The organism is Arthrobacter sp. MYb23, from assembly GCF_002979775.1.
In the GTDB taxonomy this organism is placed as follows: Bacteria; Actinomycetota; Actinomycetes; order Actinomycetales; family Micrococcaceae; genus Arthrobacter.
Genome location: NZ_PCPR01000004.1, coordinates 249,083 through 269,714, shown reverse-complemented (window position 1 = coordinate 269,714; position 20,632 = coordinate 249,083). Strand labels below are relative to the sequence as shown.

The following is a 20,632-nucleotide window of genomic DNA, read 5'->3' as shown; positions in this document are numbered from 1 at the left end:
GCAGATGTCAGCGTACCCAACCGTTCGGCCCGACGATTCCAGGACTACAAAGTCGTGAACAGTTGATCCGCCAAGACAGGAGACAAAGCATTGCCCCAAGTACTAGTCGTCAGCCGGCACCGGCAGTTCACGGCCCTTATCCATTGGGCTACAAACACGCTGCGGGCCGTTTCAGTGGGCAGCGTAGCGGTAGTGGATGGGACGTTGCCTGAGCTGGAAAACGACGTGGTGGACCTGATCCATGACAGTTACAGGGTGCTTGTCTACGGTGGCGTGCTCCATAGCTCCCGCGTCCTCCGTTTGATGGATCTCGGCGTACGCGGCTACGTACCTGAAACAGCCACGCTGCACGTCCTCCTGACCGCCGTAAACAACATCGCCGCGGACGGGACGCACTTGCCGTTTGATCCTGCTTCCGGCCGGAACTATATCCCCCTCACCACTGCTGAGGAAGTAGCCGCCGATGCCTATTTCCTGAACGACGAGGAACTGCCCCGGGTTGAGGTAGCGAAAAGCCTGGGTATAGCTGACTCAACCCTGCGTAATCAGTTGGCGTCGGTCCGACGCAAACTAGGGATCCCCCCGCAGGCCAGCCGCACCGCGGTGAGCCGACGGTACCGCGCCACCGTAAGGCACGCGGCACCGTCGAGGCAATCGGTTTAGTCCAGCCTTACGCGGCAGGACCAGAACTCAGCTGAAGTTGCTCACCGAGTGGCTCCTCTGTGGCATGCTCCGGAGGGTAGCGGTGGCCGAGTGCAGCAAGGGACCATCCTGAGTCTTCCCACACCCGGGTCTGCAGAATATTTCGGCCATCAATGATCTTCCGTGTTTCCGTTTGGGCTGCAAGACCTTCGGGTGTCAAGGCTTTGAACTCGTCCCACTCGGTGAGGACAAGAATAAGGTCCGCACTCTTTACGGCGTCCTCCATGGATGTCACGTAATGGTGCTGTGGCGATCGCTTGGAGGCGTTGACGTTTCCTGCCGGATCGTACACCGTTACCTCGGCGCCTTCCTCGAACAAGCTATTGGCGATGTCCAGCGCCGGTGAGTCACGAACGTCGTCGCTGTTTGGCTTGAAGGCAACGCCAAGAATGGCGATCTTGCTGTGCGAAAGTGAGCCAAGCATCACGCGGGACAGGTCAACAGCCCGCTCCCGGCGCCTGAGATTGATCTCATCCATTTCATCAAGGAAACGCATGCTGCGCTCCAGGCCAAGCTCGGCCGCACGTGCCTGCAGGGCACGGATGTCCTTGGGCAAGCACCCACCACCGAACCCAATGCCGGCATTCAAAAAGCGGCGTCCAATGCGTGCGTCCAATCCGATCGCATCCGCCAGCGTGCCGATGTCTCCCCCAATGACCTCCGTTATCTCCGAAAAGGCATTGATGAACGAGATCTTTGTGGCGAGAAAAGCATTGGCAGCAACCTTGACCAATTCCGCGGTCTCAAAGTCCGTGACGATCAGGGGCACGTCGCGGCCGAGGGCCCTCGCATAAACCTCACGCAGGGTTAATTCGTCCTCAGGCGATTCCACACCAATAACCAGCCGGTCCGGGGTCAAGGTGTCCACCACGGCGAAGCCTTCCCGGAGGAATTCGGGGTTCCACGCAAGGTTCACTGAGACATCGGGGCGTTTGTTGTCCCGAACCAGGGCTTTCAGGCGCCTGGTGGTCCCTACCGGCACTGTCGACTTCCCGACAATGAGGGCATTCTTGGTGATGTTTCGCGCGAGGGAAATGGTGGCTGCATCAACGAACGTCATATCGGCAGCGCCTTCCCCGGCGCGCTGCGGAGTACCCACTCCGATGAAGTGCACATCCCCCCAAGCTCCCACTTCCTCATAGGAAGTAGTGAAGCGAAGCCGTCCGCTCTTCACATGCTTTCGCAGGAGTTCCGGCAGGCCCGGCTCGTGGAACGGCAGAAGTCCTTCGGAGAGCGACTCGACCCTCAGGGGATCTATATCGAGTCCAAGGACCTCGAAGCCGAGTTCGGCCATGCAGGCGGCGTGGGTAGCACCTAAGTATCCGGTGCCTATGACGGTAATACGCATGAGTTCTCGCTTTTCGGTGTGACAACGATGATCAGAACTGTGGTGGCCGGAAAGGACCGGACCTGTCCGGCTATTTCTTGATGCGGGCACGGATTTCGCGTACCTCCTTCAGGGTCTGGACGCCTTCGGCCAAACTCCGCCTTAGTCGGCGGAACCTGAACGAGGTTTGCTGCCAGTAGCTGGTGTCGCGAAGTTCAAGGTCATGCCAACTGATCGAATCCCGGGACGGAAACAGCGCTTGCCAGAGCGCTGCCGGCTTTTTGGACCAGGGGATTTCGAGAAGATGGAAAAGACGGAGCGTGGCGGACCTTTGCGCCGTCGTCCGCAGTACCCAATCAAAAGGCGGCTCGCCAAGATCCAGTGCCCGCGTCTCCGGCAACATCTCAAACACAGGCCCCAGCGGGCCTAAAGCTCCCAGCTCAATCGCCCGGTCATAGTGCTCCTGCGAGGACGCGGCGATCTCTTGGAGGCCAAAGGTGACGTCTTCGTGAAGGACACCTTTGACTGGGCTGCGGAGTGCGTGCAGGAGTGTGACGAGGAGGCCGTCATTGCGCGAGAGGGTCCAGGCCTGGCGACCTGCGAGCTCAATGCTTTGCCTGGCAACCCAGAGGCGTTCGAAAACCGCTGACTCATCCTCGTAGAACCCCGGAAACCTCCAGTGAACATCGACGTCGGACGGCCACCTTGGGTTGATCAGCGTCGTGGAATGATCCGGGAACGCTTCAGAGACTTCACTGATCCTCGGCTCCCACCCTCGTCGCCCCAGTGCATCCAGCAGGGTCTGTAAATCCGAGCGAAGGAGGAGGACGTCAAGATCCAGCGACGGTCTTACGGGGCGGGCACCGATCAGGGCAGCCGCCGGACCCTTGATGAGCAGCACCCGGATGTTGCACTCCGCCGCTACATGGGAAACCAAAGCAGCAGATAGCAGGACCGACTCGTTGATTCTGAGAACTTCGCCCGAAGGTGCCGCCTGGGCCGGCAACCTCATGGCGGTCAGCAGAAAGGGAAGCGGCGACACAGGCTAGCTCCTGAAGCCGTTCCGGTTCTCCTTGAACCAGGCGTACGTGGACTCGATCCCGTCTTTTAGGGAGATGCGGGCGGTCCATCCGAGCGACTCAAGCTTTCCCACATGCATGAGCTTGCGGGGAGTGCCATCGGGTTTCGTCGCGTCCCACTCAATGGCACCCTCGTAGCCGACGGTGGCGGCAACCAGGCCAGCGAGCTCTTTTATGGTCATGTCTGCCCCGACACCAACGTTCACGTGTTCCGGGCCATCGTAGGTTTCCAGCAGATGCAAGCAAGCATCAGCCAAATCGTCAACGTGCAGAAATTCGCGGAGTGGTGCGCCTGTTCCCCAGTTGGTTACCGAGGCGTCGCCCCGAACCCGGGCCTCATCCAAACGGCGGATCAGGGCCGGCAAGACATGCGAACCCTGTGCCGAAAAGTTATCTCCCGGGCCGTACAGGTTGGTCGGCATAGCTGAAATCCAAGGCAAACCATACTGTTGGCGGACTGCCTTTACCTGCATGATGCCGGCGATTTTGGCAACGGCGTAGGCTTCATTGGTCTCTTCCAAAGGCCCTGTCAGGAGGTACTCCTCCTTGAGGGGCTGGGGTGCCAGCTTGGGGTAGATGCAGGATGACCCCAGAAACAGGAGACGTTCCACCCCGTATTTTTGGGCCGCATCCATGACATTTACTTGAATCCGTACATTCTGGCTGAGGAAATCCACGGGGTACGTCTTGTTCGCAAGAATGCCGCCAACCTTGGCTGCGGCCAGCGCAACATACCGTGGCCTCTCACTTTCGAAGAACGCGAAGACAGCTGCACGGTCCGTAAGATCCAGTTCCTTGGATGTTCGCCCGACGAGGTTCGTGAAACCCTCCGCCGCGAGTTTCCGCCAAATAGCCGAACCTGCCAAGCCTCCATGCCCGGCAACGTAGAAGGTGGAAGATCGATCAAGCCGCCCGGGCCCAAAGGCTGTCATCGAGCAAGAACTTTCCAGGTTTGCAGATCAACGGCGTCAATCCAGGGGTTTCCGCCATGCTGCAAAGCTTTGATATCGGCATCCACCATGAGGCGAGCCAGCTCGGGCGTCTTAATTGTTGGTTCCCAGCCCAGCTTTTCCTTGGCCTTCGAATAATCGCCAATGAGTGCTTCAACTTCAGTCGGACGGAGGTATCGCTCGTCAAAGCGGACATAGTCTTCCCACTTCAGACCAGCGTGTTCAAACGCATTCTGAAGGAAGTCCTTGACGGTAAAGCCTTCGTTTGTCGCCAGAACATAGTCATCGGGCTCATCCACTTGGAGCATGCGCCACATACCCTCTACGTACTCTGCGGCGTAACCCCAGTCGCGGACAGCCTGCAGGTTGCCCATGTACAACTCTGACTGCTTACCTGCCTTGATGGCGGCAACAGCCCGGGTGATTTTGCGAGTCACGAACGTCTCGCCACGTCGGGGAGATTCGTGATTGAAAAGGATGCCGTTGACGGCAAACATGCCGTATGCCTCGCGATAATTCTTTGTCATCCAGTAGCTGTAGACCTTCGCTGCACCATAGGGAGAACGGGGATAGAAGGGAGTTTCCTCATCCTGCGGCGGCGGGGTTGCACCGAACATCTCGGACGACGATGCCTGGTAGAAACGGGTTTCAATACCAGCCATCCGCACAGCTTCCAGGAGCCGGGTGGTCCCTATTCCTGTCGTGTTGCCGGTGTGCTCCGGTTCGTCGAAGGAAACCCTGACGTGGGACTGGGCCCCCAGGTTGTAAACCTCATCCGGGCGGATGTCTGCCAACAGCGTCACCAAGCGGGCGCCGTCGGAAAGGTCACCGAAGTGGAGGAAGAGGCGCGCTTTGCTGTTATGCGGGTCCACGTAAAGGTGATCGATGCGCGAGGTGTTAAAGGATGAGGAGCGGCGGATCAGGCCGTGCACCTCGTAGCCTTTTGAGAGCAGAAGCTCGGCAAGATACGAGCCGTCCTGCCCCGTGATTCCTGTGATTAGCGCTTTCTTAGCCAAGGTTTTTTCCTTCTTGTCGTACAGATAAATGGGGAAAATCTCGTGTCAGCGCGATCGCTTCCGCGATGCCAGGTCGCTCAGCCAGCCGACGAAGCTGTCCACTGCCACCTCTTCGGTCAGCACCCTGTCGCTGTACTGCTGACCAGCAGCTCCGAAGTCTTTGGCAGACTCAGGATTCTCGCGGAGGCGCTCGATGGCGGCCACCAAGTCCCCTGGCGATCCGGACTCAGCACGGATGCCTGCCCCTGCTGCCGATAACTCGTGCGCAGTCGCGCTGCCTGCCTCCGTGGCGGCAATGATCGGAAGGCCTGTTACGAAGTAGCTCGTCAGCTTGCTCGGGACGGACATCTCCTTGACGCCTGGACGCTCGTTGACCAGCAGGACATCGGCCGATCGGAGTGCCTCCGAGTAATCGCGGTCCGGAAGGGGTTCCAGGAACTGGAGCCTGTCTATGCCCGCCCCCTTTGTTTCGAGGATGCGGCGCTGGTTGCCATTGCCCAGCAGGACGAAACGGACGTCGCTTCCGCTATGCCCTGCCAGACGCGCAGTATCAATCAGGTTTTCCAACCCCTGCTTGACGCCCATGTTGCCTGCGTGGAGCGCAACAAAGTCCGTTGCCGCCCAGCCGAGCCGCTTCCGGGCCGCCGATCTGTCGAATGAATGGTGGTGCCGGACGTGAGTCCAGTTGCGAATGACCACCACGCGATGTGCCGGCACGCCGAGGTCATTGACGACGTGCTCGCGAAAACGTTCGTGAATCACACTTACGCCGTCCGCAGCGTTGAGGATCGCGGATTCAAGGCGCTTCATGACCAAAGACAGCGGGGAACGCGTGGCACGCGTCTCTTCGATTCCTTTGCTGTACAGATCCTGAACCCAGATACCAACCGGGATGCGGAAAATGCGTGCCCGCAGAATGGCGAATGCAGCCGAGAACAGGGCGGGACTAACCACCAGAATCACATCGGGCCGTTCCCAGCGCTCAAGCACGGTGCGGACTCCGAAGGTGATTTCCATGAGGAAACGACCCAATCCGTTGGGTCGCCGAGGGACCGTCGACCGTAGACGTTTGACCGGTACGCCGCCGAGGCTCTCCGCCATGGAGAGTCCCTCATAGCCGTCCGCGATCTTCCATTCGGGATAGTGCGGGTATCCGGTCAAAACTTTGACAGTGACACCGCGGCCTGTCAGCCCTTGCGCAAGTTTGGTGGTGTACGGAGCATTGCCGCTGGGTTCCGGTGCGTAATTCAGCCCCACGATCAGCGCTTTCACGAGGCCCCACCGATCCGGCGGAAGCTCATGGCCCGGGCACGCCTCCGGGGCGTCGCATGTTGGTAAGTCACAGGGGCGCCAGAGGCAAACGACCAAGCAGCAACGGTCCGAAAAGGGTGACCGCATGGCCCAGGACGATGCCCGCAATCAAGGCGATTCGTCGTCCTCGTCCAGCAACACCGGGATGCGGCCCACCCGGGATTTCCCGTGCAAGGGGAACAGCAGGGCTTTGAGCCGCTGGCTGGTGTTCAAGGGCATGGGCGTGGCCTGCAATTGTTGGTGAACATGCCACCGCCCTCGTCGTGGTGTCCATTTGTCCTCAGCATTCTGTGATTCGGATACCAGCCGATTCTGGTTGGAGGCTGACACCCCCTAGACCCGAAAATGCCTGCTTCCTCAGTGGTGGAACCCGCATCGCTCTTCCTGGAAGCTGGTTGTCGCCAGCCCGAGCTGCCGCACTATTCCGCTTCCTCCGTGGAGGTCCACAGGGTATTGCGTATGGCTACCCGAAACGTCTGCGTGGAGACGCCGGGAAGAAGCACCGTCGTCGCCGGTTTTGCCTGATACGCAGGTGGCCTTTGCATCCCTACCTAATACCCGCAGACCTCCACGGAGAACCCGGAAATCACCGGTGATCCACCCGGATGCCGGAGGCACCGGATTCCTGCGCTGGCTGTCCTTCAGCGCTTGCCCGGCCGCTGACATCACCACTGAGAAAGCGGGTTTGGGCGGGCCTAGGGGGTGCGAGCCTCCAACCACAATCGGGTGGTATCCGAAAGACAGAATGCTGAGGACAAATGGACACCACGACGACGGCCCCGTCATGTTCAGTACTAACCGCAGGTCACGCCCAGGTACTGGGACTCCGCCGAGGATGAGCCGGTTAAATCTCGCAGGGTTCACCGGCGCCGGCTACGACAAAGGCCGCGGACTACTCTGGCAAGCGGCCTGGTTCGCAGTTCAAAACCTGGTTTTCAGCACGTGGTGGTGCCCGGCGTCATTGCGCGTGCACATACTCAGGGCGTTCGGCGCCTCCATCGGCCACGGCGTGTACGTCCGCCACGGAGTTACTATCCATTGGCCGTGGAAGCTAACCGTCGGAAACGACGTTTGGATCGGCGTTGATGCCTGGATTCTCAATCTCGAGCCAGTCACCATAGGTTCCGATTGCTGCATCTCTCAAGGCGTCTTCATCTGCACCGGCAGCCACTCCTTCGACTCCCCCACTTTTGAGTTCGACAACGCTCCAATTGTGGTTGGTGACGGTAGCTGGGTAGGTGCCCGCGCCACAGTGCTGCGCGGCGTGACCGTCGGCGCTTCCTGCCTGGTGGGAGCTGGAACTTTGGTAGTCAAGGACCTGCCGGACGGGACGCGGCTGCTGGCACCGATGGGCACTGCATTGCCTGCAAGGATGCGCAAGGCGGACGGAGCACCGCTTTGAGCACCCTCATCATCTGGATAGGACTCAGCCTGGTCATCAGTGTGGTTTTTGTCCGCCGTATGCACGTAGTTTTGGCTGCCGTCATCGTGGTGCGAATCCTGGTTCCCGGTGTTGTTCAGAACGAAGTCATGCCGGGTTTGCATCCGTCGACGTACCTGTTCGTGTGCTTGGTCATGGTCCAGCTTGTCTTTACTCCACGTGTCTTCGGACAGGTGATCCGTTCCGCAGGCGTTTGGCCCCAAGCCATTCTTGGCGGCATCGCGGCAATCATGATGACCGACGTCGGAAACCCCGGCAGCGCCGGATTGCTGGACACTGCAATGTTCGTCCTTGGCATCGTATGGGCACCGTATTACGTCTTCGTCTTTATGAGGTATTCACTCCGCTCACTGCCAGGAGCAGGCAAGACCTACCTACTGACATTTACGCTCCTCGCCCTCGCGGAAGCAGTGCTATCGCAACTGCAGGTGGCAACAGGCCGGCCCCTTGTATGGGAAAGCGACTTTTCGAAAATCACCTATCTGACGGACAGGATTGACGACCTTGGTTCCGCCATTGGCACCTTTGGGCACGGCATCCAAGTTGGTGTCTTTTTTGCCGCCACCATACCGCTTCTTGCCTTGCTCAGGTCGATGTTCCTGCGCTTCACGCTGGCGGCAGTCCTCCTCGTGACTGTGCCGCTTGCCTACGGCCGGATGGGCCTTATTCTCACCGTGGTGGGGTTTGTCTTCCTTGTCATCAGTGGAGGCCGAAAGGTACTCCGAACAGTTCTTTTTGCCACGGTCGTCGTCGTAGCACTTTTGACCAGCATTCAAGGAATAGCCGGTGAGCAGCTCCTGCAAAAGTTCGAAGATGACAACGGTTCCGCGGCTCTGAGAGTGGCCGCCGTCGACTGGTTTTGGGAACATACGGCCGATTTCCTGACCGGTGGTTATCCGGGAAGCCGGGATCTCAAGGGAGCAGGTACTTTGGGCTCCAGCCTGGAGAACGGCTACTTCATGATGGCTCTCATGTTTGGAATTCTTGTTGTAGCAGCTTTTGTCGTCTTCATGATCTGCCTCCTTTTGAGCCAGGTAGACATCAGGGAAGGGGAAAGCTGGCCGGGAGTTGTTTCTGCGGTCCTCATCCTCATCTCAATCAACGGCTACAGCTCTATTGGTGCGAATTCCATTGATATTCATCTCTTCTGGTTTGTACTCGCCATGGCGAGTTACCGGTCCTCCCGAAATCCTCAGCTGAAGAGCGCTCCCGCCGGGGAATTATCGACTGGTCTGGCTCGGGGCGGTTCACCTGCCTTTCCTGCACGGCGGGTACTCGCTGGATGAGAGCTCGGATGCCTCATACGGCGAGCACGGACGTTGATCAAAAGCCAAGCCACGCGAGCAGGATCTTCTATGCAGTGGCGGGCACCGCGGTAACCCCGCTCATTTCCTTGGCAACGGCTCCCATCCTGGCCCAAACCCTCGGCGTTGATGGCCGGGGGACTCTTGCTGCCGGCATGGCTCCGATGCTTTTCGCCGTCGCCATCGGAGCCTTGGGCATGCCGGAGGCGCTGACTTTTTATATAGCGAGGCAGGCAAGAGGCGCCCGCAGGGCAGTTAGGCGGGCGTTCGGCATCTTGACGTTGCTGGGCGCCATGGCAGCTGCACTCGTGGCACTGAGTGCCCCGTTACTCTCTGATGGCAACACCGACGTCGAGCAGCTCATCATATTGACGGCCATATTAACTGTTCCCACCTTCTGGGCTTCGATTCCTAACAGCGTCCTGGCCGGTACGCATGCGTGGAAGCGGTCAGCGCTGATGGATTTCGTGCTCTCCGCACTGCGACTGATTCTGTTGTCCGTCCTGGCTATGTCCGGTCTCTTGGTCCCCTTGACGGCAACAATCGTCATGCTGGGGATTCCCTTGCTGAAGGGACTCCTCACTTTGCCGTACCTCGTTGAATACCGGCGGGGATCCCGGAATGCCACCGCCAAGAGGGTCCGTCTGTTCAATTACGGCGGTCGGCTATGGGTCGGCTCGTTGGCTGGCGTTGTGCTGTTGCGGCTCGACCAACTGTTGATGATTCCGCTTGCGGGGCCGGCACAGTTGGGTCTCTATGCCGTTGCGGTGAGTTTGGGCGAGGTCCCGGCTGTGCTGGCCGGAGCTGTGCGCAACGTCGTTTTTTCCTCGGACGCGGGGAGCTCGCACGATCGCGAAGACACGGACCGTCTCCAACAGACGGCACGTCTAACAGCATCGGCGGCAGCGTTGACGAGTATCGGCATCGGTGTCCTCTTGCCCTGGGCAATTCCGACGTTTTTCGGGGCAACTTTTGGCGGCGCGGTCGCAGTCACCTGGGTAATCCTCGCGGGGGTCACCCTTGGTACCACCGGCTCAGTAGCAGGCGCTGGGCTGAGCGCCCGGGGACGGCCGGGCCTCCGGAGCTGGGGAATGGTCTTCGGGGCCCTGGCCAACACGGCAGTCCTCCTCATCACGGTACCCACGCTGGGTGCGATGGGAGCCGCACTGTCCACCCTGGTGGGAAACGTTGTTGCGGGGACCATGAATGTCGTCTGGCTGCGCACACATTTTGGGATGAGCCTCGGAGGCTTCTACGGGCTTAGATCCCATGACTTTCAACTGGTGCTTAAAACGCTTGCAAGAACTACAGGAAAGAAGAAAGTACATGCCTTTTCCAACTAGTCCAGGACGCCATCTCGCCCTGGACAGTGCACTATCCAGAGTGCCACGGTTGCTGTACAAATCAGCGCTGATCTGCCGCTTGCGACTCCGGAACCGCTTCTCCCGAAGTCCAGTGACGGGAACCGCTGGAGTAGCCGTGAGCATGACGTCGTATGGGCGCCGCTTGGGAATCGTCGCCCATGCCCTGGAATCCATTGCCGCAGGCTCTGTGCGTCCGTCCCGTTTGATCCTCTGGGTGGACGAGCCGGATTTTGACGTGTCGGCGTATCCCATGCTCCAGCGTCTGCAACGTCGCGGCCTGGAAATCCTCCGTTGCGAGAACTTTGGGCCGCACAACAAGTACTTCCACTACTGCCGCGATTTCGCTGACCGTGGCCTGTCACTCGCTGTGGCCGATGACGACATCATGTATCCGCACCGTTGGCTTGAAGGCCTCATAAACGCCTCGGGACAGGAACAGATCCCGGGCTACAGGGCACACAGAATCACCACTGATCCTACTTCCGGGGGCCTAACGCCCTACAACACATGGAAACCGGCGCCGGTGGATTCAACCAGCCACGCGAACTTCATGACCGGAGTGGCAGGAATGCTCCTTCCCCCACGGTTTCAGATGGTGCTGAGGGATTGCGGGACTGCGTTCACGGCTTTGACCCCCCGTGCGGACGACATCTGGCTGAATGCTTTGGCGATCCGCAACGGATATCGACGCCGGGTGATTGGCGCGGCCGGGCAGCACCTCACGATTTACCCCCGATCACAGGAGCAGGCCCTGCATAACGAGAACGTGACCGGAGGGGGGAACGACCCGCAATTGGCTGCGGTCTTCGGTCCAGATGACGTCGCCTGCGTCGCCGCCGACCTCGCCGACACGCCATGACGGGAAGCACGTCAGGCGCATCTGCTGGCCCCATGAAAACCGTTCTGGTGCACCCCTTTGGGAACGAGAACGTCCGTCAAACCCTGACCGCGCTCAATGAACACCGCCTACTGTCGGCATTTGTCACCGCGATCGGCTGGACAGAGCCTGAGGCATTGTCCTGGCTCCCGCCCGCAAGGTCACTGGTTGAGCGTCGGCTGTTTCCCATGATCGAACACCACCACCTGCGCGTCGCGCCTAGGAGTGAGCTGGTCCGCAATCTTCTCCTGCGTGCGCAGCCCGCAGCCCTAAGGCGACTTGGTTCAGCATCAGGTCCGCTCTCTGCGCACTGGGTTGCCCGCCAGGTGGAGGCCAAGGCGGTCAAGACCCTCCAGGGCCCCCATCAACCGGATGCCGTCTACGGATACTCAACCTTCGCCTCCCGAGTGTTCAGTGCGGCGCGGGAACGCACCATGGAAACCATCTTGGAAGTTCCCCACGTTCATTGGGCCACCACCAGGCACTGGGCCGGGCAGCTGGAAGGCCTCGCACCCGGATGGGCGATCACGGCGCGCCAAGACCTGACCCGTAGCAAATTCCATGGCATGGAAGACCTTGAGCTCGCGTTGGCCACCCGGCTGATTTCGCCGTCGGCTCAGGTCACTGAGAGCCTGCGTGTGGCTGGCGTAAAGGGCCAGATCCAGGAGATTCCCTACGGCTGCCCCCAGGTGAGCCCCGGGCAGGCCCCTCGGAAATGGGACGGAAATGGACCGCTCAAGGTGTTGTTCGTGGGCCGCATTGTTGGCATGAAGGGGATCGCGGACGTGGTGTCCGCCGCCAAGGTCCTCTCTTCCGCCGTGCACGTTACTGCCATTGGCCAACTGCCTGGCGAGACTTTCCCTGCCCTTGAGGACATGCTCGCAACGGTGGATTACCGCGGGACCATGCCGAGGAGCGAAATCCTTCAGGAGATGCGCAAGCATCACGTGCTGTTGCTGCCAAGCATTGTTGAGGGCCGTTCCCTCGCGGCCTTGGAAGGACTGAGCCAGGGGCTACCCGCGGTGGTCACGGTGGGAAGCGGCGTTGACGACCTTGTGGCCCAGGGCGCCGGTGCAATAGTGGATCGCTTTGCACCCGGGCAAATTGTTGCCGAACTCCAACATTTCCTGGATAACCCTGGACTGGTTGAGCAGCGGAGCGCCAAAGCGTTGGAGATCGCCAGAGCATCGGGCTGGGGCCCATTCCGTGAGGGAATTGCGGAGTTCATGCAAGAAATTGGAAGTGGTGTACGTGGCCAATAGTTCTAAACCCGAAGAGCGACGGTTGAGGATCCTCTTGGTCGCTCACGTCTTCCATCCGAGCGTCGGCGGAGTGGAGATTACCTCCGACATTCTTGCGCGTGGATTTATGAGGCATGGTGCTGACGTAAAGGTCATCACCAACACGCCGGAGGCGGACGAGCCCAGGCGTTTCGCTTACGAAGTCACCAGGCGACCATCCCCGCTCCGCCTGTTCGCATTGATGAGAGGGGCCGACGTCGTCTTTCATAACAACCCGGCCATCTCGCTGTGGTGGCCTCTTGCGCTGATTCGCAAGCCCTGGATGGTCACTCTCAGGATGTGGGTGACCATGCCCGGGCAAAAACTTTCCATTTTGCAGCGACTAAAGTACGCCGCCAAGTACCGAATCATTGGACGGGCGGATGTCATCGTGGCAAACAGCAAGGCTCTGGCGGACCATGTTGAAGGCGACGTTGAAGTCATTCCGAACAGCTATCGGGATGAATTCTTTTCAGTGCTCGACGGCGAGGAACGCGCCCCTTTGGGGATCGTTTATTTGGGCCGTCTCAGTGAGGACAAAGGCGTTGACCTGCTCATCGAGGCAGCGGCAGATCTCAAAGACGATTTCGACGGCGTTTCGCTCACCATTGTGGGTGATGGGACGGCACGTGAACATCTCGAGAACCTCGCAGGCGTGAGTTCTTTGGGTGATTCAGTGAAATTCCTGGGCTCCCAAGGGCCTGAGGAGGCCAACCGGATTCTGAACCGGAATTCCCTTGTGGTGATACCCAGCCGGATGCCAGAGCCGTTCGGAACTGTGGCCCTTGAGGCAGCAGCCGCGGGGTGCGTTGTGGTTTACGCAAACCATGGCGGGCTTCCTGATGCGGCCGGCAAGCAAGCAGTGGCCTTCACACCGCTCGAGTCGACGTCATTGAACGGCGCCCTTCGCGGCCTGCTTGGCAATCCTGAGGATGTGGCCGCACGACGACGGGACGCAGTCGCCCATGCGGACAGGCATAAAGAGAACGTCATGGTGGACCGCTACTACGCGGCGATCGAGCGCACCCTAACGGAGTCCGGCCATGGCAGAAATAGGTAGGAATTCGATGAGAATCGTCCAAGTAGTAACTCTGGTCAGTCCGGACGGGGCCTACGGCGGCCCCGTCCGGGTGGCACAAAATCAGTCGATGGAACTTTCAAAGCGCGGTCATCAGGTGCAGGTATTTGCCGGGGCACGCGGGGCTGTGGACCCGTCGTACTTTGGCCCAGGCGTGAGTACCCGGCTTTTCAAGGCCCGCCGCATCATCCCGGGTACCGGGTTCGCCGGGCTCTGCGCTCCAGCTATGCTCCCGTCTCTATGGCGGGCGCTCAAGGATGCAGATGTAGTCCACCTGCACCTTGCCCGCGATCTGGTGGTGCTTCCGGCCGCCCTTCTTTGCCTGATCCGGGGCACACCATTTGTGGTTCAAACGCACGGGATGATCGACGAATCCGAGAAGAAGCTGGCAAAGATCCTGGACAGGCTGCTGACCCTTCGGGTGCTGCGCGCCAGTCAACGGTGCTTTTGGCTGACGCCCGAGGAACAGACATCCCTTGGAGTTCTTATGGGTGCCGGTCACCGAACTCTCGAACGGCTGGTCAACGGCGTGCCACTGGCCGACGTCGAAATGGTTGGGGGGCGCAGTGGATAAGGGGACGGCACCCTTCGAGTTCCTTTACCTGGCACGGTTGCACAGACGAAAACGGCCCGCTGTTCTTGTCGAAGCCGCCGCCATGCTGGCTCAGACAATCGGCAAGCGCATAGAGGTGGCCTTCGTGGGGCCGGACGAAGGCGAAGAGTCCAGGGTCCGTCAGCAAATTCGGGCAACGGGGACCTCGGACTGGATCCGGGTTGAAGGACCGCTGGAGCCCGGCAGCACTCTTGAGCGGATGCGAAAGGCAGCCGTCTACGTGTTGCCTTCGATTGATGAACCGTTCCCCATGAGCGTCCTTGAAGCAATGTCCGTGGGGGTCCCGGTCATCGTGACCGACAGTTGCGGGCTTGCCCCGTTCATTGCAGACGCGGGAGCCGGACTCGTCTGCGACGCAAGTGTCGAGGGCCTTTCCGCGGCATTACGCCGTTTTGTCGACGAACCCGGTCTCAGAGCCTCCTCGTCGGCGACCGCACTCCACCTCGCTAGGAATCAGTTCTCCATGGAGGTGGTCTCAAAGCAGCTTGAGGAGGTCTACCAAAGCCTGTCCGGCTACACCCTGGGGAGTTTGAATACCTCCCGGAGCATGTGGCCGGGGAACCTGGGAGCTCCTCATTGATACTGATAAAACCGAGGACGACTACGGAGCGCCAACCAGGCGGGGACACGGAGCCGGCTTTGTGCAGCTGCCGTCAAACCCTCAGGCCTCAAAGACAGGTGCAATGACGTGAATCAGTTCTGGCATCGGGCAAAAGCTGTGGCTGAAGTCCCGGATGACGGCGAAGAGCGCCTGGTGGTATTGAACCTGGAACAGGGCTCCCCCCTCGTCCTGCTGGGGTCTGCAGCCGCGATTTGGGAACTCGTTGATGGAACACGCACTGAAAACGACATTCTCAAAGAGTTGACCAACATCTATGTGGGAGCAGCTGAATCTTCCATGGGGGACCACGTGAGGAACTTCCTGGCAGGTCTTTCCTTTCATGGCCTTGCTCAGATCAAAGACAGTCCCTCTAACCATCCCCCGCGGTAACGACGGGCCGTATCAAGGTACTGAGGCACGCCGCTTTCGAGGCTCTCAGTGCTACGTGACAGTACCGAGACTGACACTACAAGTCTTGGAATAGTACGCACCTGGCATGCATGGAGAGGACCACACAATTGCTGCAGGACGATAAACCTCAAGGGATGTCAGGTAATGACCTCCTTTCCGTAGTCCGCTCACATTGGCTCGGGATCCTGCTCATCACAGTGTTGATGGTGGGAGGATCCCTGGGGTGGTACGCCCTTCAGCCCAAGGTCTACTCCGCTGAATCAAGCGGCATAGTAGTGGCAGCGGGGGCCGAAAACCTCGGCATGTCCCTCGCAGGAGACAGCCTCGCCAAGTCCAAAGCCAAGGGCTATCAGTCGGTGGGCGAGTCCATCCTGGTGGCTAAAAGCGTTATTAAGTCTTTGGGGCTGAAGGAATCGGCCCCGGACATCACCCGAGCGATCAGCGTCAGTGTCCCCCTCGATTCGGTGGAGATCCGGATCAGCGCACGGTCATCTGATCCCCAGACCGCCCAGAATGTGGCTGATGCGTGGGTGACGGCGCTGGCGTTGCAGGTCTACGAATTGGACAAGGGAAATGCGAGCCCCGGGACAGAACCGGTCACCAAGATTGTGCCATTGGCCAAGGCGAGCCTGCCATCGGCCCCCGTTTCACCGCTTCTGACGGCCACCCTGGGAATTGGGCTGGCCGCGGGATTGCTCATTGGCCTCGGCTACGCCCTCGCACGAAACCACCTGGATCGCAGGATTCGCGGTGCCAGCGAGATTGAACGCCTCTTCAGCTTGGCGGTCGTCGGTACTTTGCCTCTGGACAAACGGCTCAGCGAAAAATCGAGCGTCCTTGAAAGTACAACGGGAAGTCACCGGGTACCCGGCGGCCATGCCATGGCTGAAGCGTTGAGGGAACTGCGCACCAATTTGGACTTCATTGATGTGGACAACCCTCCCCGAATCCTCCTGATTACCAGCTCTCTCCCGTCCGAAGGCAAGAGCACAGTGACCAGCAATCTGGCTGCGACCATCGCCGCCGCAGGCAGGGACGTCATTGTTGTGGATGCGGACCTTCGCAGACCCACCGTTCATCAGGTTTTCGGTGTCTTGCCCGATGTTGGTGTGACGGACGTCCTTTCAGGCCGGGCTTCCATCGATGACGTACTTCAGGAATGGGGTCCCAACCCCCACCTCCGAATCCTCACCGCGGGTCGCATACCCCCAAATCCGTCCGAGCTCCTTGGGTCACGGGCCATGGAACACCTGCTCAAGGATCTTTCGCAACGAGCTATTGTCCTCATCGATGCCCCGCCTCTGCTTCCTGTTACGGACGCAGCTGTGCTGTCCCGCGTCGCAGACGGCACGCTTGTGGTTGCGAGGGCGCGCAAGACAACCCGGGACACCCTGTACCGGGCGCTCGGCAACCTCACGCGTGTTCGTGGGCGCGTCCTGGGGGTCATTCTCAACTGCGTTGCCACCAAGGGACCCGGAGATCTCAACTACGGCTATTACGGAGCATACGGGAGCGCCGAAGACCCTCAGGATCACCAACCTCCGGTGCCGGCCACCGCAACGTCGGCTCCGCGCAGGACTCTGGAAGCTCTCCCAGTGAATCCCGTGCCTGACAGCCGTGAGGCTTCAACATTCCTGGACTCCGTCAGCAAATGGACTGCTCCCCCGGAAGGATCCAGGGGCAGGCGCTCGGCCCCGCCCAACTAGGTCCTACCAACCCCCAGGGATCGATTGGGGCCGTGGCTACTCCTCCTCTCATCAATCACTGACTGACTGACAACCAGCCCGACGTAGAGCGGCTATGTCACTTTCAGGCGTGACGATCCAGTCCTTCTGTCGTTGCGCCAAGGACATAAGTCCCTCGACGGCTTTTTGGGCTACAACAGCCCTCAGCCAAATTGAGCCAGTGAACCTGTTCACGAGTCAGCATCCGCCTGATCTCCGAGACGTGAGGCCCGAAATTCGGGCGATTAGTCACTGTTGTCTGTTCGTTTCAATCAGCCAATTCGTTCGGAAGTACGCCAGTAGCCGGACTGTCTTGGTACTTATGGACTGCTTCGGGTGACACGGTCACGAAATCACCCTAATTGGGACAAAGTGGATTCATACCGGGATGCCGCGCTGTCCTCCGTAGCGCGACAGGCACGGGGTCCAGCGGCAATGCCGATTTCACGATCAACCTATCCAAAGGTTGAACGTCGTGCAATCGGAGCCTTAGGGATCGCAGCCCACTCCCCAGCCGGGGGAAGGTTTCCGTTTTTTAGCATTACCTCATGGCAAGGAGATCCGATGGAATCAACGATTGGCCGGCGAGCACTTATCGCAAGTGGAGGGTTCGCTTTGGCGGCCGGGGCAGCTTTCGCCGGAGCGGCGCCAGCGGCAGCGGCGACCGCTGTGGCTAAGAGCGCCAGGCGGGTTTACTACGCATCGGACTTCGGAATCGTTCCGAAGGCGACCATGCCGTCTACTACCGATCCGGACGGGCGAAAATTTTGTGATGGCAGGAAGGGACTACCGAATGTCCAGGCGATAGGCGCTCAAGGGACGGCGGCACCTGATCAGTCCGACGAGATCAACGCGTTTCTCCAGCAGATCGCGGACCTCGGTGGGGGCATTGCTGTTTTTGAAGGTAACGCAAGCCAGGTCATCGGTTATGGCGTGAAGAAGCCCATCGTCATGCTCAGTGAGGTGGCAATCTGGGGGCTGGGCTGGAACAAGACGACTTTCATGTTGTTGGACGGCGCGAATTGTTCCGTGTTCGTCAATAAACCCAATAGCAATCTTCACGATGTCCGTGATTTGAGGATCAACGGAAACCGTTGGGGCCAGAGTTTCACGGGCGGTTTGAGCTATACGGGTGCTGGAGCCATGCTGACCGGTAGGCATCCCGCGAATCCTGATAACTGGCAGTTCAATTCGCACGGGATCCTCATGGTCCCTGACTACACCAACCACTCTGTCCCCATGTATACCGATACTTACTCCAACTTTGAAAACATCTTCGTGTTGAACCCCTACGGCAGCGCCGTGATGACAAACAAGATTGGTGGTGAGATACATTTTCGCAAGATCGTCTCCATGCAGGCCGGCGGAAACGGTTTCACCGCCGGCCACGACTCGTACCTTAGCGACGTCACTGTGGCCAATTCTGAGTATCACGGGTTTCTGCAGCAGAGCGGGTCGACGAAGTTCTCTAATACGAAAGCCTTTTGGTGCGGCCAGGTGCTTGAGCGGTGGCAGGTCGGTGGGGGTGGCGCGAAGATACGTCGGGCGGCCGCCGGCTACAAAATTGTGAACGGTGTCTGCGAATTTTCGTCGGCTGAAGCGCAAAACTGCGGGGCTGAAGGCTTCTTAATAGACGGCGGGGAGAGTGTCAACGGGCAGCTCGCTGCGTTCGCAAACAACATGCTGGCTGATGCCAGTGCGGCGTCGAACCCAGATGGATGGGGAGCCATTCCCGACGAATATGCCGACGACACCGCTTGGAAAGGCCAAGCCGCCGCGCCGAAGCCGACGCCAGAAAGCCATCCGGGCGTCCAATTGAAGGGAAGGTCCAAGTACAACAATCTCTCCATAACTTCGAGAACCGCAGGGTCTCAGGGCGGCGGGCTCGGTCAACAGGGCTATGCGCTTGGCGTCGACTACGCCAATGGCTCCATCGATAACAACATCTCAGTTACACATTCCGACGGGTATAACGGACAGCGCGTCAAGGGAATCCTGACCCCGGCTACACCGCAAGGAGCTATTTCGAGCAACTGGATTCTTGCCAATGGCAAACCGTTGGGCACTACTGTGCAATAGACACCGAGTCCCCCTCTATAAATGCCCTCCCTGAAAGCTTGTCCACGACTTTTAGTAGGCGCCGTCTTTGGCGAAGACTGCTCTAACGGTTCGCAGGAGATAGATCATGTCTTGGAACATCGACCAGTTCTCCACGTAGTAGAGGTCCAAGCGAATTGAATCATCCCAGGAGAGATCGCTGCGTCCGCTGACCTGCCATGGACCCGTGAGGCCTGGTTTGACCAACAGCCGGCGGTGGGCAAAGTCATCGTAGGTTTCCACTTCCACTGGAAGTGGCGGACGGGGACCCACCAAACTCATATCGCCCATGAGGACATTGAAGAGTTGGGGCAGCTCGTCAATGGAATACCGACGGATGAACCGGCCTATCTTGGTGATGCGAGGATCATTCTTCATCTTGAAGAGGACGGCATTGCCGTCATTCAGTTCGGCGAGCCGGGGCAATTGCTTCTCGGCATCGATCACCATGGATCGAAACTTCAGCATGCTGAACACTTCGCCGGAACGACCGATGCGGGTCTGCCGGAACATTGCGGGGCCAGAGCTGTCGAGCCTGACCAAAAGTGCAACGACGCACATAGGGAGCGCCAGGATGGTGAGCAGGACCAAAGCAGCACAGAAATCGAATCCGCGTTTTGCGACCGCTTTCAGGCCCTCCAGGTTGGGCGTGGTCACGTGGATCAGCGGCAACCCGGCCAAGGGCTGCATGTGAATGCGCGGACCTGCAACATCGGTCAGTGCTGGCGCCATAAACATCCCAATGTCACGGGCGGTCAAAGTCCAACCCAGTTGCCGCAGCGTCGGAGGATCGACGTCTGCGCCGGATATGGCTACGGAGTCCGCGGCAGCGGCTTCCACCGCTGCCAATATTCCGTCCAGGTCCTTGCCCTTCCCAATGACGGGCAGTTCAAGGCTTTCCGGCCAAGGCCCGGTGGCATCGGAGGTGGTCAGATACGCCGCGACGGGCTGATAACCCGCCGCTGGATGAGCGCGGAGTTGCCGAACAAGGTGGGCTGCACTGGGGGCTCCTCCAATAACCAGAACACGACGAAGATGCTGGCCGGACTTCCGCCGGAGGATGAGGTCCTTCCGCAACGCCCACCGGCCAACGAGCAGGCTGACCATGCCCAACGGCAGGGCAACTGCGACGTAGCCTCTGGCAGTATCGAGCTGGAACACGTAGGAGAAGATGGCTATTCCTCCGAACAGCCACAGTGAAGCAGTGGTCACCCGCCGGTACTCCTCAGTGCCGAAGCCCTGGATCCGAGGTTCCCTGGTCCCCAGCACGCCCAAGGCTGTCCACCACAGGACGTCGAGTACCACACTCACCAAAGGGTATGGCGTCTGAACGGATCCTATGCCCAGTGAGGGGCGCTCAAGACCGAAGCGAAGTAGCTCGGCGATCGCAACAGCCCACGTGATGCAAAGGAAATCCACCAGTAGGACCTTTACCCGGCCGTCATGCTCAAGCATGT

At 59.4% G+C, this 20,632-nt stretch carries 19 protein-coding genes; 13 read left to right on the top strand and 6 right to left on the bottom strand.

What is annotated here, in order from left to right; translation table 11 throughout:
- The first annotated feature begins 90 nt into the window (after window positions 1-90).
- Complete coding sequence (locus tag CQ020_RS07685) at window positions 91-663, top strand: response regulator transcription factor (RefSeq protein WP_105691283.1); 573 nt, start codon at window positions 91-93, stop codon at window positions 661-663.
- A 7-nt stretch (window positions 664-670) separates the two neighbouring features.
- Here CQ020_RS07685 and CQ020_RS07680 read toward each other — a convergent pair whose 3' ends face one another.
- The 5 genes from CQ020_RS07680 to CQ020_RS07660 all read right to left on the bottom strand — a co-directional run bounded on the left by CQ020_RS07680 (window position 671) and on the right by CQ020_RS07660 (window position 6,346).
- The gene (locus tag CQ020_RS07680) at window positions 671-2,050 is read right to left on the bottom strand and encodes a UDP-glucose/GDP-mannose dehydrogenase family protein (protein WP_105691282.1); all 1,380 of its coding nucleotides are present in this window, start codon (window positions 2,048-2,050) and stop codon (window positions 671-673) included.
- Window positions 2,051-2,120: 70 nt separating this feature from the next.
- Window positions 2,121-3,071, bottom strand: a complete 951-nt coding sequence (locus CQ020_RS07675) for a nucleotidyltransferase family protein (protein WP_105691281.1) — start codon at window positions 3,069-3,071, stop codon at window positions 2,121-2,123.
- A 3-nt stretch (window positions 3,072-3,074) separates the two neighbouring features.
- Window positions 3,075-4,040 carry a GDP-L-fucose synthase gene (locus CQ020_RS07670; RefSeq protein ID WP_105691280.1) on the bottom strand — a complete coding sequence of 322 codons (966 nt, stop codon included), beginning with the start codon at window positions 4,038-4,040 and terminating at the stop codon, window positions 3,075-3,077.
- Window positions 4,037-5,074: a GDP-mannose 4,6-dehydratase gene (gmd, locus tag CQ020_RS07665; protein ID WP_105691279.1), complete on the bottom strand. Its 1,038-nt coding sequence runs from the start codon at window positions 5,072-5,074 to the stop codon at window positions 4,037-4,039. Before gmd ends, CQ020_RS07670 begins: the two co-directional genes overlap by 4 nt.
- A gap of 45 nt (window positions 5,075-5,119) precedes the next feature.
- Complete coding sequence (locus CQ020_RS07660) at window positions 5,120-6,346, bottom strand: glycosyltransferase family 4 protein (protein ID WP_105691278.1); 1,227 nt, start codon at window positions 6,344-6,346, stop codon at window positions 5,120-5,122.
- Window positions 6,347-6,730: 384 nt separating this feature from the next.
- On the opposite strand from CQ020_RS07660, the gene CQ020_RS24015 reads away from it, so the two are divergent.
- The 12 genes from CQ020_RS24015 to CQ020_RS07605 all read left to right on the top strand — a co-directional run bounded on the left by CQ020_RS24015 (window position 6,731) and on the right by CQ020_RS07605 (window position 19,157).
- Window positions 6,731-6,910: a hypothetical protein gene (locus CQ020_RS24015; RefSeq protein WP_146116615.1), complete on the top strand. Its 180-nt coding sequence runs from the start codon at window positions 6,731-6,733 to the stop codon at window positions 6,908-6,910.
- A gap of 310 nt (window positions 6,911-7,220) precedes the next feature.
- Window positions 7,221-7,787 carry a DapH/DapD/GlmU-related protein gene (locus tag CQ020_RS07655; RefSeq protein ID WP_105691277.1) on the top strand — a complete coding sequence of 189 codons (567 nt, stop codon included), beginning with the start codon at window positions 7,221-7,223 and terminating at the stop codon, window positions 7,785-7,787.
- Window positions 7,784-9,112 carry an O-antigen ligase gene (locus CQ020_RS07650; protein WP_105691276.1) on the top strand — a complete coding sequence of 443 codons (1,329 nt, stop codon included), beginning with the start codon at window positions 7,784-7,786 and terminating at the stop codon, window positions 9,110-9,112. Before CQ020_RS07655 ends, CQ020_RS07650 begins: the two co-directional genes overlap by 4 nt.
- A gap of 8 nt (window positions 9,113-9,120) precedes the next feature.
- Complete coding sequence (locus CQ020_RS07645; RefSeq protein ID WP_181151802.1) at window positions 9,121-10,473, top strand: lipopolysaccharide biosynthesis protein; 1,353 nt, start codon at window positions 9,121-9,123, stop codon at window positions 10,471-10,473.
- 136 nt (window positions 10,474-10,609) lie between these two features.
- Window positions 10,610-11,353: a hypothetical protein gene (locus tag CQ020_RS07640; protein ID WP_146116614.1), complete on the top strand. Its 744-nt coding sequence runs from the start codon at window positions 10,610-10,612 to the stop codon at window positions 11,351-11,353.
- A 32-nt stretch (window positions 11,354-11,385) separates the two neighbouring features.
- Window positions 11,386-12,633 (top strand): glycosyltransferase family 4 protein, encoded by a 1,248-nt coding sequence (locus CQ020_RS07635; protein WP_181151801.1) that lies wholly within the window; start codon window positions 11,386-11,388, stop codon window positions 12,631-12,633.
- The gene (locus tag CQ020_RS07630) at window positions 12,623-13,711 is read left to right on the top strand and encodes a glycosyltransferase family 4 protein (RefSeq protein ID WP_146116613.1); all 1,089 of its coding nucleotides are present in this window, start codon (window positions 12,623-12,625) and stop codon (window positions 13,709-13,711) included. The genes CQ020_RS07635 and CQ020_RS07630 overlap by 11 nt, the downstream gene beginning before the upstream one ends.
- Window positions 13,712-13,718: 7 nt before the next feature.
- A complete protein-coding gene (locus CQ020_RS07625; RefSeq protein WP_181151800.1) occupies window positions 13,719-14,303 on the top strand; it encodes a glycosyltransferase in 585 nt (194 codons plus the stop codon).
- On the top strand, window positions 14,296-14,922 hold the full coding sequence (locus CQ020_RS07620; RefSeq protein WP_181151799.1) for a glycosyltransferase: 627 nt from the start codon (window positions 14,296-14,298) through the stop codon (window positions 14,920-14,922). Before CQ020_RS07625 ends, CQ020_RS07620 begins: the two co-directional genes overlap by 8 nt.
- Before the next feature lie 108 nt (window positions 14,923-15,030).
- Window positions 15,031-15,333, top strand: a complete 303-nt coding sequence (locus CQ020_RS07615; RefSeq protein ID WP_105691269.1) for a PqqD family protein — start codon at window positions 15,031-15,033, stop codon at window positions 15,331-15,333.
- A gap of 155 nt (window positions 15,334-15,488) precedes the next feature.
- On the top strand, window positions 15,489-17,060 hold the full coding sequence (locus CQ020_RS07610) for a polysaccharide biosynthesis tyrosine autokinase (RefSeq protein WP_105691268.1): 1,572 nt from the start codon (window positions 15,489-15,491) through the stop codon (window positions 17,058-17,060).
- Window positions 17,061-17,642: 582 nt separating this feature from the next.
- Window positions 17,643-19,157: a hypothetical protein gene (locus CQ020_RS07605; protein ID WP_105691267.1), complete on the top strand. Its 1,515-nt coding sequence runs from the start codon at window positions 17,643-17,645 to the stop codon at window positions 19,155-19,157.
- A gap of 51 nt (window positions 19,158-19,208) precedes the next feature.
- Here CQ020_RS07605 and CQ020_RS07600 read toward each other — a convergent pair whose 3' ends face one another.
- Complete coding sequence (locus tag CQ020_RS07600) at window positions 19,209-20,630, bottom strand: sugar transferase (protein ID WP_258141756.1); 1,422 nt, start codon at window positions 20,628-20,630, stop codon at window positions 19,209-19,211.
- Between the last annotated feature and the right edge of the window lie 2 nt (window positions 20,631-20,632).

Excerpts from the sequence above, each read along its gene's own strand:
- CQ020_RS07680 (WP_105691282.1), bottom strand. The coding sequence starts at position 2,050 with ATGCGTATTACCGTCATAGGCACCGGATACTTAGGTGCTACCCACGCC.
- CQ020_RS07670 (WP_105691280.1), bottom strand. The coding sequence starts at position 4,040 with ATGACAGCCTTTGGGCCCGGGCGGCTTGATCGATCTTCCACCTTCTAC.
- CQ020_RS24015 (WP_146116615.1), top strand. The coding sequence starts at position 6,731 with ATGCCTGCTTCCTCAGTGGTGGAACCCGCATCGCTCTTCCTGGAAGCT.
- CQ020_RS07655 (WP_105691277.1), top strand. The coding sequence starts at position 7,221 with ATGAGCCGGTTAAATCTCGCAGGGTTCACCGGCGCCGGCTACGACAAA.
- CQ020_RS07645 (WP_181151802.1), top strand. The coding sequence starts at position 9,121 with ATGCCTCATACGGCGAGCACGGACGTTGATCAAAAGCCAAGCCACGCG.
- CQ020_RS07635 (WP_181151801.1), top strand. The coding sequence starts at position 11,386 with ATGAAAACCGTTCTGGTGCACCCCTTTGGGAACGAGAACGTCCGTCAA.
- CQ020_RS07625 (WP_181151800.1), top strand. The coding sequence starts at position 13,719 with ATGAGAATCGTCCAAGTAGTAACTCTGGTCAGTCCGGACGGGGCCTAC.
- CQ020_RS07610 (WP_105691268.1), top strand. The coding sequence starts at position 15,489 with ATGTCAGGTAATGACCTCCTTTCCGTAGTCCGCTCACATTGGCTCGGG.
- CQ020_RS07605 (WP_105691267.1), top strand. The coding sequence starts at position 17,643 with ATGGAATCAACGATTGGCCGGCGAGCACTTATCGCAAGTGGAGGGTTC.
- CQ020_RS07600 (WP_258141756.1), bottom strand. The coding sequence starts at position 20,630 with ATGCTTGAGCATGACGGCCGGGTAAAGGTCCTACTGGTGGATTTCCTT.